The 15933-nt window shown below is 69.8% G+C and carries 14 protein-coding genes; 2 read left to right on the top strand and 12 right to left on the bottom strand.

What is annotated here, in order from left to right:
* The 8 genes from VFZ09_RS29855 to VFZ09_RS29820 all read right to left on the bottom strand — a co-directional run.
* The coding region (locus tag VFZ09_RS29855) for a serine/threonine-protein kinase (protein WP_329731096.1) at positions 1-611 on the bottom strand (611 nt) is incomplete at its 3' end.
* Positions 612-810: 199 nt separating this feature from the next.
* On the bottom strand, positions 811-1788 hold the full coding sequence (locus VFZ09_RS29850; RefSeq protein ID WP_329731095.1) for an MBL fold metallo-hydrolase: 978 nt from the start codon (positions 1786-1788) through the stop codon (positions 811-813).
* A 50-nt stretch (positions 1789-1838) separates the two neighbouring features.
* Positions 1839-2807 (bottom strand): DMT family transporter, encoded by a 969-nt coding sequence (locus VFZ09_RS29845; RefSeq protein ID WP_329731094.1) that lies wholly within the window; start codon positions 2805-2807, stop codon positions 1839-1841.
* Positions 2808-2823: 16 nt separating this feature from the next.
* Positions 2824-3270, bottom strand: a complete 447-nt coding sequence (locus VFZ09_RS29840; protein WP_329731093.1) for a hypothetical protein — start codon at positions 3268-3270, stop codon at positions 2824-2826.
* The gene (locus VFZ09_RS29835) at positions 3257-4018 is read right to left on the bottom strand and encodes a potassium transporter TrkH (RefSeq protein ID WP_329731092.1); all 762 of its coding nucleotides are present in this window, start codon (positions 4016-4018) and stop codon (positions 3257-3259) included. The genes VFZ09_RS29840 and VFZ09_RS29835 overlap by 14 nt, the downstream gene beginning before the upstream one ends.
* 21 nt (positions 4019-4039) lie before the next feature.
* On the bottom strand, positions 4040-4177 hold the full coding sequence (locus VFZ09_RS29830) for a hypothetical protein (RefSeq protein WP_329731091.1): 138 nt from the start codon (positions 4175-4177) through the stop codon (positions 4040-4042).
* An 8-nt stretch (positions 4178-4185) separates the two neighbouring features.
* On the bottom strand, positions 4186-10017 hold the full coding sequence (locus VFZ09_RS29825) for an FG-GAP-like repeat-containing protein (RefSeq protein WP_329731090.1): 5832 nt from the start codon (positions 10015-10017) through the stop codon (positions 4186-4188).
* 42 nt (positions 10018-10059) lie between these two features.
* Positions 10060-10365 (bottom strand): PqqD family protein, encoded by a 306-nt coding sequence (locus VFZ09_RS29820; RefSeq protein ID WP_329731089.1) that lies wholly within the window; start codon positions 10363-10365, stop codon positions 10060-10062.
* Positions 10366-10511: 146 nt separating this feature from the next.
* Between VFZ09_RS29820 and VFZ09_RS29815 the strand changes: the two genes are divergently transcribed.
* Entirely contained in the window at positions 10512-11093 is a 582-nt protein-coding gene (locus tag VFZ09_RS29815) for a cytochrome c oxidase assembly factor Coa1 family protein (RefSeq protein ID WP_329731088.1), read from the top strand.
* 297 nt (positions 11094-11390) lie between these two features.
* Here the strand turns inward: VFZ09_RS29815 and VFZ09_RS29810 are convergent, their stop codons facing one another.
* The 4 genes from VFZ09_RS29810 to fsa form a co-directional block, all read right to left on the bottom strand.
* On the bottom strand, positions 11391-12359 hold the full coding sequence (locus tag VFZ09_RS29810; protein WP_329731087.1) for an electron transfer flavoprotein subunit alpha/FixB family protein: 969 nt from the start codon (positions 12357-12359) through the stop codon (positions 11391-11393).
* Positions 12360-12402: 43 nt separating this feature from the next.
* The gene (locus VFZ09_RS29805) at positions 12403-13200 is read right to left on the bottom strand and encodes an electron transfer flavoprotein subunit beta/FixA family protein (protein WP_329731086.1); all 798 of its coding nucleotides are present in this window, start codon (positions 13198-13200) and stop codon (positions 12403-12405) included.
* Positions 13201-13348: 148 nt separating this feature from the next.
* Positions 13349-14485: an acyl-CoA dehydrogenase family protein gene (locus VFZ09_RS29800; RefSeq protein ID WP_329731085.1), complete on the bottom strand. Its 1137-nt coding sequence runs from the start codon at positions 14483-14485 to the stop codon at positions 13349-13351.
* Between the two features lie 106 nt (positions 14486-14591).
* Positions 14592-15248 carry a fructose-6-phosphate aldolase gene (fsa, locus tag VFZ09_RS29795; protein ID WP_329731084.1) on the bottom strand — a complete coding sequence of 219 codons (657 nt, stop codon included), beginning with the start codon at positions 15246-15248 and terminating at the stop codon, positions 14592-14594.
* Positions 15249-15386: 138 nt separating this feature from the next.
* On the opposite strand from fsa, the gene VFZ09_RS29790 reads away from it, so the two are divergent.
* A partial coding sequence (locus VFZ09_RS29790; protein WP_329731083.1) for an SIS domain-containing protein occupies positions 15387-15933 on the top strand: 547 nt, incomplete at its 3' end.

Raw genomic sequence — 15933 nt, 5'->3', positions numbered from 1 at the left:
CGCGCCTGCCCGCCGGTGTGCGCGCGCGCGAAGCGCAGCGCCTCGGGGCTGCGGTACTCGGCGGTGCACGGCGGCAGTGTGCCATGCGTGAGCGGGGGCTCTTCCGCCAGCCAGCCGATTCCGAAGTCCACCAGCACCGGCACCCCGTCCGAGGTGCGCAGCAGGATGTTCTCCAGCTTGAGGTCGCGGTGCAGCACGCCCCGGGCGTGGAGGTGCGCCAGCGCCCGCGCCAGCTCCAGCAGCACGCGCGCCACGCAGCGTGCGCACGGGTTGTCCTCCAGGGCCCACTGCTCCAGCGTCCGGCCCTCCACGAAGTCCATGACGAAGTAGAGCGGGCCGTGCACCGGGTGCGGCCACCTGCCGCATGCGTGGAAGCCCACCACGTTGGGGTGCTTGATGCGCCGCAGGATGCTGATTTCCCGCTGCCCCCGGGCCTCCAGGCTCCGGCCGCGCAGCAGCTTGAGGGCGAAGGGCAGCCCCGCGCGCCGCACCTTGAAGACGAGGCCGTGGCCCCCGGAGCCCAGCGGGGCCTCCACCTCGTACTCCCCCACCTTGTCTCCACGGGCCAGGGGCTGGAAGGACACTGTCTCCGTGAGTCGGGCCGGCTTCATGACCTCCAAGGTCTAGCACGGCTTTCGCCTCCCCTGGAGCCCGGGGGCCCGCGGCGCGCGTTTCACGACGCGGGCGCCAGACGGGTGCTGGCCCGCTCCAGGTGTAGACGCCTACACTCGATGTGGTTTTTTTTCATACACACTCAAGTGTAGATATCTACACCTGAAGTCCGCTCAATGCCTTCCGGAGGAAAACAGCTCAGAGGAGCGAGAGCTGTCTGGGCGCGCCGAGCGCACGTGCATCCAGGCCGTGCCCGCGCAGCACCTCGGCCAGCTCCTCGGCGAAACCATGCAGGGTGATGACGTCCCGGGCGCCGGTGGCCTTCGCGTAGCGCACCAGCGAGGGGCAGTCCGCATGGTCCGAGAGCGGGAAGGCCACGTCCGCGCCGTAACGCCGCGTGGCCCCGGCCCCATCCACCGCCCAGCCGGTGAGCACGGCGGTGGCGCGCGGCCAGAGCGGAGCGAGCGCCCCGCCCCGGTGGAGGTGCGGCGGGAAGAAGAGCACCTCGCCCGGCTCGACGCGGCCCTCGTAGCGCCGCAGCGGCTCGATGGGGACGCCGAGCTCGCCGTAGAGCTTCGTCACCTCGTAGATGGAGGGGTGGGCCACCAGCGGGAAGCCGCGGTCCGCCAGGTACTTCATCGCCTCCTGGCTCTTGCCCAGCGCGTAGGCCAGCAGCACCGGCACCGCGCCCCGCTCCAGGTGACGGCGCACCCAGGACTCCACCTGCCCCAGCACCTCCTCGCGCGGCGGGAAGACGTAGCGCGGGTGCCCGAAGGTGGACTCGATGACGAGCACGTCGCACTCGGCCACCTGCGCGGGCTCGGCGGTGAGCGAGGGCGCCAGGCTGATGTCCCCCGTGTAGACGATGCGCTTGCCGTCCTCGCGGGTGACGCGAATCTGCGCGCTGCCCAGGACGTGGCCCGCGGGCAACAGCTCCAGGGTGAGCGGGCCCAGCGCGAAGGGGCGGCCATAGGGTACGGCCAGCGGCGCGTGGACGGTGCCCAGGCGGTGGGCCATGAGCCGCAGCGTGGCGGCGGTGGCGATGGTGCGCTCGTGCCGGGCGATGTGGTCCGCGTGCGCGTGGCTGACGAAGGACAGCGGGGACTTGCGCTTCGCGTCCAGGGACAGCGGCGTCCCCGTCAGGTGCAGTCCATTCCTTCGCAGCTCGACGCTCATGGGAAGCGTTGGGTATAGCGCGTCCCGGTGGCCATGCACGTCTTCTCGCCCTACTCGCTGGCCGGGGCGTCGTCCGGCAGGCGAGGGGCCGTGCGCGCGCGCACCTTGTCCCAGAGATGGCCTCCGAGCTCGGCCACCAGCACGCCCAGGACGATGAGGCCACCGCCCACCCACTCGCGCGGGCCGAGCGTCTCGTAGCCGAGCGCCACCGAGTACACCCCGGCGAAGACGGGCTCCATGGAGCAGATGAGCGCCACGCGCACCGCGGTGGTGCGCGCCTGCGCCCACGTCTGGATGCAGATGGCCATCGCGCTGGCGAAGAGGCCACAGAAGGCCGCCGCGCCCACGAAGGACGGCGTCCACTCCACGTGCGCTCCGGCGAAGGGCAGGCAGAGCACGGACAGCAGCGACACCACCCACAGCTGCACCCCCACGAGCGCCACCACGCCCGACTTCGGCGCGTACCGCTCGGTGAGGAGGATGTGGAAGGCATAGGCCAGCGCACAGCCCAGCGTCAGCCAGTCGCCCCGGGAGAGGCCCTGCCCCGCGTCCAGCTCCGCGCCGGTGAGGTAGCGCATGCCCACCGCCGCCAGCACCACGCCCAGCCACGAGGAGAGGCGTGGCACCCGCCGGAAGAGGGCCAGCCCCAGCACCGGGACGAGCACCACGTACAGCCCGGTGATGAAGGCCGAGCGCGAGGGCGTGGTGGACACCAGCCCCACCGTCTGCAGGGCGAAGCCGAGGAAGAGGAAGACGCCCATCAGCAGCCCCCGGCGCAGCGTCTGGGGGACGAGCAGCTCGCGCCGGGCGATGACGGTGAGCGTCAGCGCGCCGATGCTGAAGCGCAGCGCGAGGAAGGAGAAGGGGTCTCCATGACTGAGCGCCCCCTTCACCACCACGAAGGTGATGCCCCAGAAGGCGGTGATGAGGGCCAGGGCCCCGTCCGCCTGGAGGCGAACACGCGCCTCGGAGTGGGACGGGCCGCCCGTCGTCTGCGTCGGTGCCGGAGTGCTGCTCACGGGGGCTGCTTTTGGCCTACCCACCGGGCCGATGCAATGGGGTCCTCCACCGCTTCAGCCGCCGCCATGCCGAGCGGACACGAGAGTGGCCCCATAGCCACCGGAACAGCCCGTGGGTGGCGAGGAGCAACCCCCGGGAAGCGAGGGGAACGGGAAGCTGGAGCCGCCCACGCCGCAGGGCCGTGACGCGGCCGAGCACCCGCTGAAGCGCATCCGGTGTCCCCAGGAAGGACCGGGTCTCCAGCGGACCAGTGCGCACCACCAGGTGGGCCGAGAGCCGGCCGTCCACGCGGAGCACCAGGGCGATGTCCCCCGCCTCCAGTGACTCCTCGCCACAGCGCAGGACGCGCACCGCGTCTCCCGGCCAGAGCAGGGGCACCATGCTGCGGCCCAGGCCCGTCAGCCAGAGCGAGCGTCCCCTGGGATGGGCCTCCAGCAACCGGAGGGCCTCACCGGGCCGCATGGTCCTCGCACCAGCGCCGCAAGTACGCGCCCGCCTCGGGGTGGTTGCGGAAGGAGAAGCGCCAGGCGGGGAAATGGGACACCAACGTAGCCACCCGCTGGAGCAGCCCGGCCTGGGTGAGCCCGTCCGAAGGGGCACGAAAGGCCTGGGCGAGCAGCAACGGCACCACGGCCACCGGGGCGAGCGGTTCGAGCGACTCCGCGGGGGCATGCACCAGCGCGAAGAGCCCGCCCAGCCGGGCCTCCCGGGCGGTGCCCACCATGTCCGGGTCGGACCGGAAGGGGGTCCCGAGCACCCGTCCATCCGGCAGCAGCGACACGACTTCGTCCGACAGCAGCTCGCCACCGGCCTGCCGCGCCAGACGCGCGAAGGTCGACTTGCCCGCTCCACTGGGACCCACGGCCACCAGCGCCGTCCCGCCAAAAGCCACCCCGGAGGAGTGGAGCAGCACACCGCCCTGCCCCACGGTTCCCAGGTGGAAGGCGGCGCGCAGGGCCAACTCAGCGTCGAGCGCGTCCTGGGGCGGCTCGATGTGGAGCACCATGTCTCGAATGAGCAGACGGGGCCCCTCGGGCCTGCGGGGATTGAGGGGCCGCCCCTCACCAGCCGGGATGGCGCCCCGCTGGATGACGAGCCGGGGGCAGCCCACGTCGACGAGAAACGGGCCGAACGAGCACCGCGCGGACGCGAGCGTCAGCAGCTCGCGCTCCACCTCCACGCCCCACTCGCCAATCCGGAGCCGTGGCATCCGAGCCCGCTCGCCCGCGCCTCAGCACACCCCGGTCTCGGGGTCCGGGACGCAGCTGGGGCTGAAGAGATCCGCCACGACCAGCCGCTCGGAGCGGACCTGGGGCGGCCGGTAGGGCTTCTTCTTCTTCGTCTCCTTCTCCTTGGCCGCCATGCTCATGTCCTGACTCAATAGTACACCACGACCCGCGCCGGGCTGGACTGGCTATCACCCACCGCCAGGTCCTTCCTACCATCCCCATTGAAGTCGAGGATCGTCAGGCTGATTCCCAACGTGGTGGCCGAGGGCAGGCGGGACTGCGCGAAGCCCGTGCCCTGCACCAGGTCGAACTCCGCGCCGGGAATGCCTCGATTGAAGAAGATGAACGCCGAACCATTCGGGTTCAGGTTTTGTCCGATGGCCAGATCCTCCAGACCGTCCCCGTTGAGGTCCCCGCAAGCGAGCGCATTACCGAAACGCCCGCCTCCCTGGAGGGTCACCGGAGTGGAGGGGAATCCCTTGTCCGTCCCATTGGCGTAGAGGTGGACCCGGTGTTGAAAGGGCTGTGCCACCGCCAGGTCGAGCCCGGGTCCACCAAGCAACTGAACACCCCCCACCGCCTCGGCGCCGAAGCCGGTGAGCGCGCCGCCTGTCGTGTTGGGCCCCCGGGTCAGCACCTGCAGGGCCTCGGCCGAGGTGAGGCTGGTGCGGCTCTGGAGCATGGCACCCGAGTAGACGAGGAGCTTGTTGATCGACTCCAGTGAAACCGGGACGGTGAAGTCCGGCACGCCGTCTCCCGTGATATCCCCGAGCCGCGCGTAACCCCGCTGCCGGCCGAAGAAGTTCATGTCCGCGTCGCCCGTCAGCGTCGCATCCGCCTTGGCCGTGGACACGACACACGAGGCGCCACACGGACCCGTCCCGCTCTCGTCCGTCCGCATGGCCAGCCACTGGCTCTGCGTGCGCCCGCGGAAGAAGTACACCCTCTTCTCCCCGTGGGAGCTGATCAGGATCTCCTCGAGCCCGTCCCCCGTGATGTCCTCGATGACCTTCACGGAACCACCCAACGAGGCGGCCCCAGCTGCCACGGGATTGCGGAACTCGATGGGCGCCACGTCGTCCAACATGCCGCCCTTGCGTCCGAAGTACAGGAAGACCCGGCCGCGATTGCTCGACCAGGCCCGCACTCCAACGAGCAGATCCTTCACGGGGTCCGCCGTGCCACCCACGTCACCCACGGCGAAGTCCGCGCCGAAGAACTGGCCCCCCGTCTCGGCCAGGGTCAGGGTCTGCGGGGTGGGAGGCGACGCCAGTTCATTCGTCCCGTAATAGACGTACACGGTCCCCGGCGTGCCCGAGGCCGCGCCGACCACCAGGTCATCCCGTCCATCGGCGTTGAGATCGCCCCATGCGTTCAGGTAGAGCGCGTACCCGTTACCCGCCCCTCCCGGGTTGGTCATCGTGACGCTGTTCCACAGGTTGGCGAGCGGCGGCGCGGCCTCGAAACGAGAATAGTTGCCCAGCTCGTCCCGAGGGCGGAGCTGGATGGAGTAGGTGGACAACGGCGGCAGCGTCAGCGTGTAGCGCGTCGTGTCCGCCGGCAGCAGCGCCCCCGTCTCCTGCTTCACCTTGGAGTCGAAGAACTTCGCCTCGCTGTCCATGCCCTCTGGAAGAAGGGCGTTGGTGGTCCAACGCAGGTCATACCCGGCGAGTGGCCCGTCGAGCTCGTCATCGCCACTGGCCGACCAGGCCACCTCGACCTTCGCCGCGCGCTCCTGACCGGCCACCAGGGTGCGCGTCACCGTGGGCGTGGCCGGCGGCACCACGTCCACGGTGGCGTCCACCAGGTGGCTCACCTGGTTGCCCGAGGCATCGCGCACCCGGACCTCCAGCGTCCCCGAGGTCCCATGGGCGAGCACCACGGGCAGCTCCTTGTCGATCTCCGGATCCGCCGTCACGTCGAACGCGGCCGAGACGGGAGCGCCCCGGTAGAACACCTGCACCGAGCCGCCCGCCGCACCGGTCACCGTGAGCTTGAACCTGGCGTCCGCGTCACCATCACGCGCCAGGTCCTTGACCCGATCGGGAGAGGGCGTGGGAAAGAGGAAGGCGTTGGAGTCCGCGACGAAGTAGAGCGTCTTCGAGGACGGGGAGATGGACGTGATGGCCGGCGGCGTGTTGTCCACGCGCACGTCCACGTAGGCGAACGTCCGCACACCGGTCTCGTCGACGGCATCCACCTGGAGGCGTGTCTCGCCATCCGCGAGCGTCACCACGAAGGAGAACCTGCCCGTCACCGCATCCGCCAAGGCCGTCTGGGAGGGCGTGACCGAACCTCCCTCGTAGAGGGAGACGGTGCGCCCACGGCAGCTCGGAGTGCGCCCCTGGAGCCGGTACTGCAGACCCGCGGCCGGAGACTGGTCGTCCTTGGCCAGCAACAGCGCCGGCGAGCCCGCCGGGTCGGTGATGGTGAGGTCACAGCCCACCACCTGGACGTCGATGCTGACGGGCGCGCTCCGAGCCGTGTTCCCGGCCCCATCTGTGATCTCCGCGACCACGCTCTGCGGGCCACGGGGAAAGTTGACGACGCCCCGCGCCACACCCGAGGAGACGGGGAGCTCCCCCACGAGCCGCTCGCTGTCCGTCCCCGGCGTGGAGAGGATGCGGACCTTCAGCCCCTCTCCCCCCGAGACATCCACCTGGACCGCAAGCTCCGTCGTGCTGGTGTAGGTCCCCGGAAGCGGAGCGGACAGGGCGAGGCTCGGTGCCTCGAGATCCACGGTATGAGTGCGGATGACGGGGGCGCTCACATTGCCCGATTCGTCCGTGGCCACGAGCGTGAGCGTGTAACTGTTCGTGCCGGTGGCGGGCACCTTGAAGTCATGCGTCGCGACGAGCGCGACCGGAGTGAGGCGGATGACGGGCCCCACAGGACTCGACACCGGGCCGAGCATCATCTGCACGCCCCCCGCCGTCACGTCCGTCGAGGTGGTCACACGGGCCCGGAGCAGGAAGTCCGCGTTGCCAGGAGTTCCGTCCGCGTCGTCCGCGGGGCCGAGGGTTGCCTTCACGGGTGAGCTGACGACCAACGTCGGCACCATCCGATCCAATCGGAAGTCGAGGAACGCCTCCCCGTTCAACGGGTACAGCGGGGTGGGCGTGCGCACCCGGTTGGCGTTGCCGGCCACGTCCCGCACGGTGGCGACGACCTGATAGTCCGCCTCGCTCATGTTGGGCAACGCATCGAGCAGGACGACGGCCCGCCCACCGCTCACCTTGCCCTGGCCCAGCACGACGTTGAGGTTGCTGACCTGGCGGACCTGGACGGGCTGCTCATCCGCCACGCCCTCGGTGAAGACCTCCAGGCTCGGTGCCCCCGAGGGAAGCTCGGTGGCATTCACACGGCGGTCCCCATTGGTGTCCTGGACCAGACGCACACTGAGCACCTTCGGCTCGACACTGTCCACCGTCACCGTGACCGCGTCCGACACCGCCAGGGCGCCGTCATCGAGCACGGCCTTCAGGGCGTAATGCCCATCCGGATAAGAGAACAGGCCGTTATAGGGAGGCAGGTTGCTGGCCAGGGTGAACCAGCCCGAGCCGTCCTTGCAGGGCCCGGCGTTCATCACGAGCGCCACGTCCGAGCAGATGTCCACGGTGGCGCTCGCTGACAGCCCCGGCGCATCGTAGGCCAGGGGACGCTGGATGCCGGGAACGGCCGGATCCAGGTCCCCCCCCACGTTGTAGACGGCGGCCGGCGATGCCGCGGGCACCGTCAGCGTGATGGCACCCGGAGTCGTATCCACCCGAGGCACGAGCGTCGCGCAAGCCAGGACACCGCCAGGTCCGACGAGCTCGGCCCGCAGAACGTTGGCCCCCTCCTCCAGGTCCACCGCCGGGAAGGTCTTCACCACGTCGGTCGCCGCCACCTCCTGCGAGCCGATCTCCACCGTTCCGCGCAGGAGCCGGAGCCGTCCCGCGCCGGAAGGAGTCACACCGAGGCTCACGCTCACGGTCAGCCCGCCGCCCGGACGCACGACGCCATCCGCCTGTCCCAGGTAACGGCCTCCCTCAGGCGAGAGGAAGAGCAGCCCGCCTCCCGAGAAGGCCGAGGTGAGGGTCCGGGTCTGCGTGGTCACATTGCCGGCGGGATCCGTCGCCTTCACCAGCAGCTCGCACGAGCCCAGGGCGGCCACCGTGACGTCGCGCAGCAGCAGCGTGCCCCGCGCGTCGGCCTGGCCCGTCACGCCCGAGGCCATACCGCACCCCGTGGCCAGCACCCTGGCGCGCGGCTCCGTCTTCACGTCGAGGGCGATCTGCATCCCGGGCAGGGGCGAGAGGTCCACGAGCGAAGGCCCCAGGATGCTCTCTCCCTCGGGGAGCCCGTGCACGTTCACCGAGAGCTCGGGAGGCGTCGTGTCCACCACCACCCGGAGCGACTGGCTCGCCGCGCCGCCGGGGCAGGAGGCCACCAGCTGGAACGAGCCCTGCTGCGTCAGGGTCAGCGGGACGACGCTCGAGCCGGTCTCGGACCTCCGCGTGACGCTCGCCACCGGAGCGCCCCCCACGTCCAGCGCGGCCACCGTGACGTCCCCCACGTCCGACACCACCCGCACATCGAGAGGCACGGAGGTGGAGCGGACCAGGAGCCCATCATCGGGCTCGATGATGCGGCAGAGCGCCTTCCCCGTCGAGACGTTCACGATCTGCAGCACGCACCGCTCGAGGCCCGCGGCGTTGCGCACGCAGGCCTTCAGGGTGTTGGACCCGCCCGCGAGGTGGGCCGTGAAGGACGCGGCGCGCCCCGCTCCGCTCATGGACGTGACAGCCCGCTGGGGGCTCGCGAACGTGCCGCTGAGCGTCGTGGACAGTTCCACCTCGGTGCCGAGCGGCTCCTGGTCCACCCGCACGGAGACGGGAATCTGCACGCCATTGGAGAGATCCGCGTCCAGATCATCGCTGGCGGACGCAGTGGCCGGGGCCGAGAGGCTCAGCACGGGCGCCGTGCTCGCGACGGTCACGGGGAACTCCCGGCTCGTGACATTGCCTCCGCTGTCGGCGATCCGGAGCGCGAAGACGTATTGCCCATCCATCGGCACCGTGACAGCGGGAAAGAACACCCCGCCCGCCCCCACGGGAACCGAGACCGGTTCCGCCCCCTCGCGCGACAGCGTGGCCAACGCCCCGTCCTCGCAGCAGCCCACCGCCGCTTCCACCTTGAAGGTGGTGGAAGCCACCGGCGCCACGGGTCCGGCCACCTCCACGCGCGGCGCCACCGTGTCCAGGATGAGACCACGCCGGGAACTCGTCACGTCCTGGCCCGCGAAGCGCACCACCGCGTAGCACTCGGCCACCTGCGCCTCACACGCGGACTGGGCGAGCGTCACCGGAACCTCCGTGACGCCTCCCGGGGCCACGGTGAAGTCCACCGGCGCAATGCCGCACGCCTTCTCACACACCAGCGTGCCCGTCCGGCCCGCCAGCCCGCTGGTGCGCAGCTTGAAGCGCACCTGGTAGCCCGGCGTGGCCGGGTCCACGTCATCCGACTCGCGCAGCACCTGGCCCTCGGCGGGGCTGGAGATGTCCACGCTCCACGCCTCGCCGCCCACCGTCACGCTCTGGCTGTGCGTGGCCGTGCGCTTGGAGCCCGCCTCCTCCACCGTCACCCGCAGCACGTTGGTGCGCCCCGGCAGCGTCACCGTGGGAAAGCGCGCCCGGCCCCCGTCGAGGAAGGCCACCGTCGTCTCGCGCCAGGAGGGCTCTCCCGGCAGCTGCACCTCCAGCTTCGCCCGGGCCAGCCTCACCGCGCGGCCCGACGAGTCCGTGGCCTCCGCCACCACGTCGTACTGGAAGCCCGCGGCCGCCGGGTCCGCGTCATCCCCCTGCGCCAGCCGCTGGCCGTCCATGGGCTGCGTGAACGCCACCGTCAGCTCGGACTCCACCGGCGGCGTGCCGCACGTGCACCCCGTCACCCACAGCGCACACACCGCCAGAAGCCACTGCCATCCCGCTCGATGCATGAGTCGCCTCTCGCCGTGCTGGTGGCCTTGGCCTTCCCGGGCTCACGGCCCGAGCACCAGCACCTTCTTGTCCACCAGGAGCCTCACGAAGAAGACCGTGTCCTCACGGCATCGCGCCGGCTCCACTTCGAATTCCTCACACAGCACGGCCACGATGTCGCCCACCGTCCGACATCCGTCGACCAGCTCGAGGATGCGCTCGGCCACCTCGGACACCTCGCCGCCCTCGTCCTCGAAGGTGTGGAGGGTGTCATCCGGGCCCACCGCCAGCATCCGGTCCCCGACCCGCTGGACCCCCGCCTCCGGGTGGAGACGCGGCACCGCCGCCATCACGTCATCCCCGCGCATGCTCACCAGGCGGGGGATGCTACCCGGTCCCGGCCGCCCGGGCCAGGAACGCAGCCCGCTCGCTGGCCCTGTTGTCGACCACTCGGTAACCGCTATGACGAGGGGTGCGCCGCCTGCCCGGTGGCGCGAGGAGACGGGAAAAATCCATGAACACGACGTCCGAGGGGCAACTGGTCCCCCCGCCGGGCTGGTGGAGCCGCAACTGGAAGTGGGCGGTGCCCACGGGGTGCCTGGGGCTGCTGCTGTCCTGTGGGTGCCTGGGCGCCCTGCTCTTCAGCGCCACGGCCTGGCAGTCGTTGAAGGGCAACGGCGTCATCGTGGAGGCGGTGACGCAGGCCCGGCAGTCGATGGAGGTGCGCGAGGCGCTCGGCGAGCCCATCACGTCGAGCACGGTGCCTCAGCAGTTCAACATGTACACCGGGAATGACGGGAGCTCGGCCCGCTTCGCCGTGGGCGTGCACGGCCCCAAGGCCAGCGGCACCCTGGTCGGCGAGGGCTACAAGAAGGACGACGAGGAGGCGTGGACGTTCACCACGCTGAAGGTCGAGGTGCCGGATCATCCCGTCATCAACCTGCTCGGCCCCACGCCCGAGCCGGCTCCCGACATCATTCCCTTCGATCCCAAGTCACTGCCGGACGTGGAGCCCCTGCCCGAGGACGAGCAGCCCGCTCCGCGAAAACCCGAGCGGGGCAAGACGGGACAGGGCCAGGAGGATATCGAGCTCTGATGCCATTTCCCCGCGGCCATTTCCCCGCGGCCATTTCCCCTCTCCCCTCGGGAGAGGGACGGGGTGAGGGTATCGGGTGAACCCGGGTTGAACCCACTGTCCCCATTGTGGGCCACGGGTTGAAGAACGGGCCCGGATACCCTCACCCTGACCCTCTCCCGAAGGGAGAGGGACTCTTGGGACTCTCTTCGCCCATGTCCCTCGAGTGACCCACCCCCGCAACGCGGAAGGGGCGGCCGCGAGGACTGTTCCCCCGCAACCGCCCCTCCTCGACCCGGGCCACTCAGGCCCAGCGCACTACCCCTTGGCCTTGTGGATGGCCTCGCGCAGCGCGGGCAGCACCTTGAAGAGGTCGTCCACCAGTCCGTAGTCGGCCACCTGGAAGATGGGCGCCTCGGCGTCCTTGTTGATGGCGACGATCGTCTTGGAGCTCTTCATGCCCGCCAGGTGCTGGATGGCTCCGCTGATGCCCGCGGCGATGTACAGCTGCGGCGCCACGACCTTGCCCGTCTGGCCCACCTGCAAGTCATTGGGCACCCAGCCGGCGTCGCACACCGCACGCGAGGCGCCCACCGCGGCGCCCAGCTCGTCGGCCAGCGCCTCGATCTCCTTGAAGTCGCCCTTGGTGCCGCGGCCACCGGAGACCACCACGCGCGCCTCGGTCAGCTCGGGACGCGCGCTCTTGACCTCCTTGAAGTCCACGAACTTCGTCTTGCCCGTCTCCACCTTGGGCGAGAACGTCTTCACCTCGGCGGCTCCCTGGCCTCCCGCGGCCGCGGGGAACTCGGTGGCGCGCAGCGTGAACACCTTCACCGGCGTGGTCAGCTTCACCTCGGCGAAGACGTTGCCCGCCCACATGGGCCGGCTGAACGTCACGTCCGCGCCACCGCCGTTGAAGCCCATCACGTCCGTGGCCATGGCCGCCTGCAGGCGCGCCGCCACGCGGGGCATCAGGTCCTTGCCCTGCGCCGTGGACGCCATGCCCACGTAGTGGGCTCCAATGGACTTCGCCAGCTCGGCGATGGCCGGGGCATACGTCTCGGCCAGGTAGTGCTCGAACTCGGGCGCCGCGGCGGTGTGCACCGCCTTGGCCCCCAGGCCCGCCAGCTCACCCGACACCTTGGACGGATCCTTGGAGAGCAGCACCAGGTGCAGCTCCGCGCCCGCCTTCTCGGCGAGCTGCTTGCCCGCGCCCACGGCGTTCAGGGTCGCCTTGCGCAGGTTCCCGTCCGGCTGCTGCTCCGCAACGATGAGAACGATCGGCATGTTCGGCTCCAGATTCTCGAAGTAGTGAGGGAACGGGCCCCGGTCAGACGACCTTCGCCTCGTTGCGCAGCTTCTCCACCAGCGTCGCCACGTCCGGCACCTTGATGCCGGCCTTGCGCGGGGGCGGCGAGGCCATCTTCGTCACCTGCACCTTCGGGGTGACGTCCACGCCCAGCTTCGCCGGCGTCAGCTCCTCGATGGGCTTGCTCTTGGCCTTCATGATGCCCGGCAGGCTCGCGTAGCGCGGCATGTTCAGCCGCAGGTCCGTGGTCACCACCGCCGGCAGCGCGCACTCGAGCGTGGCCAGCCCGTTGTCCACCTCGCGCACCACGCGCACGCTCTTGCCGTCCGCGCCCACCTGCAGCGCCGGCACCTTGTTCTTCTCCTGCTCGCTCTCCAGCGACTCCACCTTGGAGGCGAACGTGGCCTGGCCCCAGCCCAGGTACTCGGCCAGGTACTGGCCCACCTGGTTCTGGTCATCGTCGATGGCCTGCTTGCCCAGGATGACCAGGTCCGGCTTCTCCTTCTCGGCCACCTTCTGCAGCAGCCCCGCCACGCCCATCTGGTCCAACGCACCCGTGTGGTTCACCCACACCGCGCGCGTCGCGCCCATGGCCAGCGCGTGCCGCAGCTGCTCATGCACTTCCTTGCCGCCGATGGAGACCACCACCACCTCGCCGCCATGCCTGGCCACGAGGCGCAGTCCCTCTTCGACGCCAATCTCATCGAAGGGGTTGATCTTGTACTTGAGCCCCTCCTGCACGATGCCCGAGCCGTCCGGCTTCACCTTGATCTTGGACTCGGGGTCTTCCACGCGCTTGGCGGTGACGAGGATCTTCACGTCCTTCTCCTTAGAGCGGGTACTCCCAGAAATGGCGCAACAGTGCGCATGTTCATGACGCAACGCGCTGTGCCGCGGGGCGTTGATCTACGCATCAACACCCAACGACGGCAACGGAGAAGCGTCTCCAGCGGACAGTTTTTCTTCCCTACTTGAACAGCTCGCGCGCGATGACGAGCCGCTGCACCTGGCTGGTGCCCTCGTAGATTTGGATGAGCTTGGCGTCGCGCATCAGCTTCTCCACCGGGTACTCCTTGATGTAGCCGTAACCGCCGTACACCTGCACGGCGTCGGTGGCGACCTTCATGGCCATGTCAGCGGCGAAGCACTTGGCGTACGAGGACTGCAGCGAGGCGCGCTGGCCCTGGTCCAACAACCACGCGCTCTGGTGGCACAGCAGGCGCGCGGCCTGGGTGTTCATGGCCATGTCGGCGAGCATGAACTGGATGCCCTGGTGCTCGCGGATGGGCTTGCCGAACGTCTTGCGCTGAGCGGAGTACTCCAGCGAGTACTCGAGCGCGGCGCGGGCGATGCCCACCGAGAGGATGGCGGTGATGGGACGGCTGTTGTCCAGCGTCTCCATGGCGATGCGCCAGCCCTCGCCCTCCTCGCCGATGCGGTTGGCCACCGGGACGCGCACGTCCTCGAAGGTGAGCGCCACGGTGTCGCTGGCGCGCTGGCCCATCTTGTTCTCGTGCTTGCCCACGGTGAGGCCCTTGGGACGGCCCTCCACCACGAAGCAGGTAATCCCCTTGTGCTTCTTCGCCTTGTCCAGCGTGGCGAACACCGTGTACTGGTCCGCGTGGCCGCCGTTGGTGATGAAGCACTTGGCGCCGTTGAGCACGTAGTGGTCACCGTCGCGCACCGCGGTGGTGCTCATGCCGGCCACGTCCGAGCCCGCCTCCGGCTCCGTGAGGCAGAAGGAGGCCAGCTTGAACTTCTCGGTGAAGGGCTTGAGCAGGCGCTGCTTCTGCTCCTCGCTGCCGCCCACGATGATGGGCAGGTTGGCCAGATCGTTCGCCGTGATGGAGGTGGCCATGCCCGCGCAGCCCCAGGCCAGCTCCTCGTACGCCAGGAGCTGATCCACGTGCGACATGCCCAGGCCGCCGTACGCCTCGGGGATGGCCATGTTCAGCAGGCCATTCTCCCAGGCCGACATGATGACCTCCCGGGGGAACTGGGAGGTCTCATCGTGATGCGCCGCCTTGGGGCGGATCACCTCGCGGGCGAACTTGCGCGCCATCTCCTGCAGGGCGCGCTGGGATTCGGTGAGCTGGAAGTCCATGGTTCCTCGCTGATGTGGGAGAGGGAACTACACGTTCCCTGATTCCAGAATCAACGAATACCCCGGACCGGGGAATTGCGCCAGCACACCGCACCTGGTGTGTGGACTACGGCTTGGCGGCCTTGGGGACCTTCTCCCAGTCGGCGAGGAACTTCTTGATGCCGATGTCGGTCAGCGGATGGTTGGCCAGCTGGGTGATGACGCTGTAGGGGAGCGTGGCCACGTGGGCGCCCATGCGAGCGGCCTGGAGGACGTGGACGGGGTTGCGGATGCTGGCCACCAGCACCTGGGTGGTGAAGTCGTAGTTCTGGTAGATCTCGAGGATGTGGGCGATGAGCTCCATGCCGTCCTGGGAGATGTCATCCAGGCGGCCCACGAAGGGCGAGATGTAGGTGGCGCCGGCCTTGGCGGCGAGCAGCGCCTGGTTGGCCGAGAAGCACAGGGTGACATTCATCATGGTGCCCTCGGAGGAGAGCGTCTTGCAGGCCTTGAGGCCGTCCAGGGTCAGCGGCACCTTGACGGCGACGTTCTTGGCGATCTTGCGCAGTTCGCGGCCCTCGCGGATCATGCCTTCGGCATCGAGCGAGATGACCTCGGCGCTGACCGGGCCTTCGACGATGGAACAGATCTCGGCAATGACTTCCTTGAAAACGCGGCCCGACTTGGCGACCAGCGACGGGTTGGTGGTGACGCCGTCGCAGAGCCCCATCTCCAGGGCCTTCTTGATCTCGCCGATGTCGGCGGTGTCGATGAAGAACTGCATGGTGGCTCCTCGGAGGGGGCGAAGGGGGTGGGAGGCGACGGCTACGTACCCCACCGGCAGGCGTCGCCGCAAGGGAGCGGCGCGGACCCTCCCCCCCCAACGCGCGCTGGCCCCGAAAAGTGCTATATCGGCGCGGTCATGCCAGCCCGCAAGCGCGCCCGAACCCCCGCCCGGAAGCCCGCCCGGAAGCCGTCGAGAAAGCCGACCCGGACGGCGCCCTCCCGCCGGAACGGCACCTCCGACCTCGTCGCCTACGGGCAGCAGACCCTCGCCGCCGAGGCCCGCGCCATCGGCGGCGTCCGGCTCGGCACCCCCTTCGCCCGCGCGGTGGAGTGGATCCTCTCCTGCAAGGGGCGGGTGGTGGTCACCGGCATGGGCAAGCCGGGCTTCGTCGCCCAGAAGATCTCGGCGACCCTCGCCTCCACCGGCACCCCTTCCCTCTTCGTCCACCCGGCCGAGGCGGCCCACGGCGACCTCGGGCGCATCTCCCGCGACGACGTGGTCATCGCCCTCTCCAACTCGGGCGAGACCGAGGAGATCCTGCGGCTCCTCCCGGCGCTCAGGAAGATCGGCGCCCGCATCGTGGCCATCACCAGGGACGCCGCGAACCCCCTGGCGCGCGGCAGCGACCTCGTCGTCGCCATCGGCAACGTCGAGGAGGCCTGCCCGATGGGGCTCGCCCCCA

The sequence above is a fragment of the Archangium sp. genome (genome assembly GCF_036277355.1).
In the GTDB taxonomy this organism is placed as follows: Bacteria; Myxococcota; Myxococcia; order Myxococcales; family Myxococcaceae; genus Archangium.
Note: the sequence above shows the minus strand (reverse complement) of the source record. Positions and strands in the feature narration are given on the sequence as shown.

Excerpts from the sequence above, each read along its gene's own strand:
- VFZ09_RS29850 (WP_329731095.1), bottom strand. The coding sequence starts at position 1,788 with ATGAGCGTCGAGCTGCGAAGGAATGGACTGCACCTGACGGGGACGCCG.
- VFZ09_RS29840 (WP_329731093.1), bottom strand. The coding sequence starts at position 3,270 with ATGCGGCCCGGTGAGGCCCTCCGGTTGCTGGAGGCCCATCCCAGGGGA.
- VFZ09_RS29815 (WP_329731088.1), top strand. The coding sequence starts at position 10,512 with ATGAACACGACGTCCGAGGGGCAACTGGTCCCCCCGCCGGGCTGGTGG.
- VFZ09_RS29835 (WP_329731092.1), bottom strand. The coding sequence starts at position 4,018 with ATGCCACGGCTCCGGATTGGCGAGTGGGGCGTGGAGGTGGAGCGCGAG.
- VFZ09_RS29810 (WP_329731087.1), bottom strand. The coding sequence starts at position 12,359 with ATGCCGATCGTTCTCATCGTTGCGGAGCAGCAGCCGGACGGGAACCTG.
- VFZ09_RS29830 (WP_329731091.1), bottom strand. The coding sequence starts at position 4,177 with ATGAGCATGGCGGCCAAGGAGAAGGAGACGAAGAAGAAGAAGCCCTAC.
- VFZ09_RS29800 (WP_329731085.1), bottom strand. The coding sequence starts at position 14,485 with ATGGACTTCCAGCTCACCGAATCCCAGCGCGCCCTGCAGGAGATGGCG.
- VFZ09_RS29820 (WP_329731089.1), bottom strand. The coding sequence starts at position 10,365 with ATGCGCGGGGATGACGTGATGGCGGCGGTGCCGCGTCTCCACCCGGAG.
- VFZ09_RS29825 (WP_329731090.1), bottom strand. The coding sequence starts at position 10,017 with ATGCATCGAGCGGGATGGCAGTGGCTTCTGGCGGTGTGTGCGCTGTGG.
- fsa (WP_329731084.1), bottom strand. The coding sequence starts at position 15,248 with ATGCAGTTCTTCATCGACACCGCCGACATCGGCGAGATCAAGAAGGCC.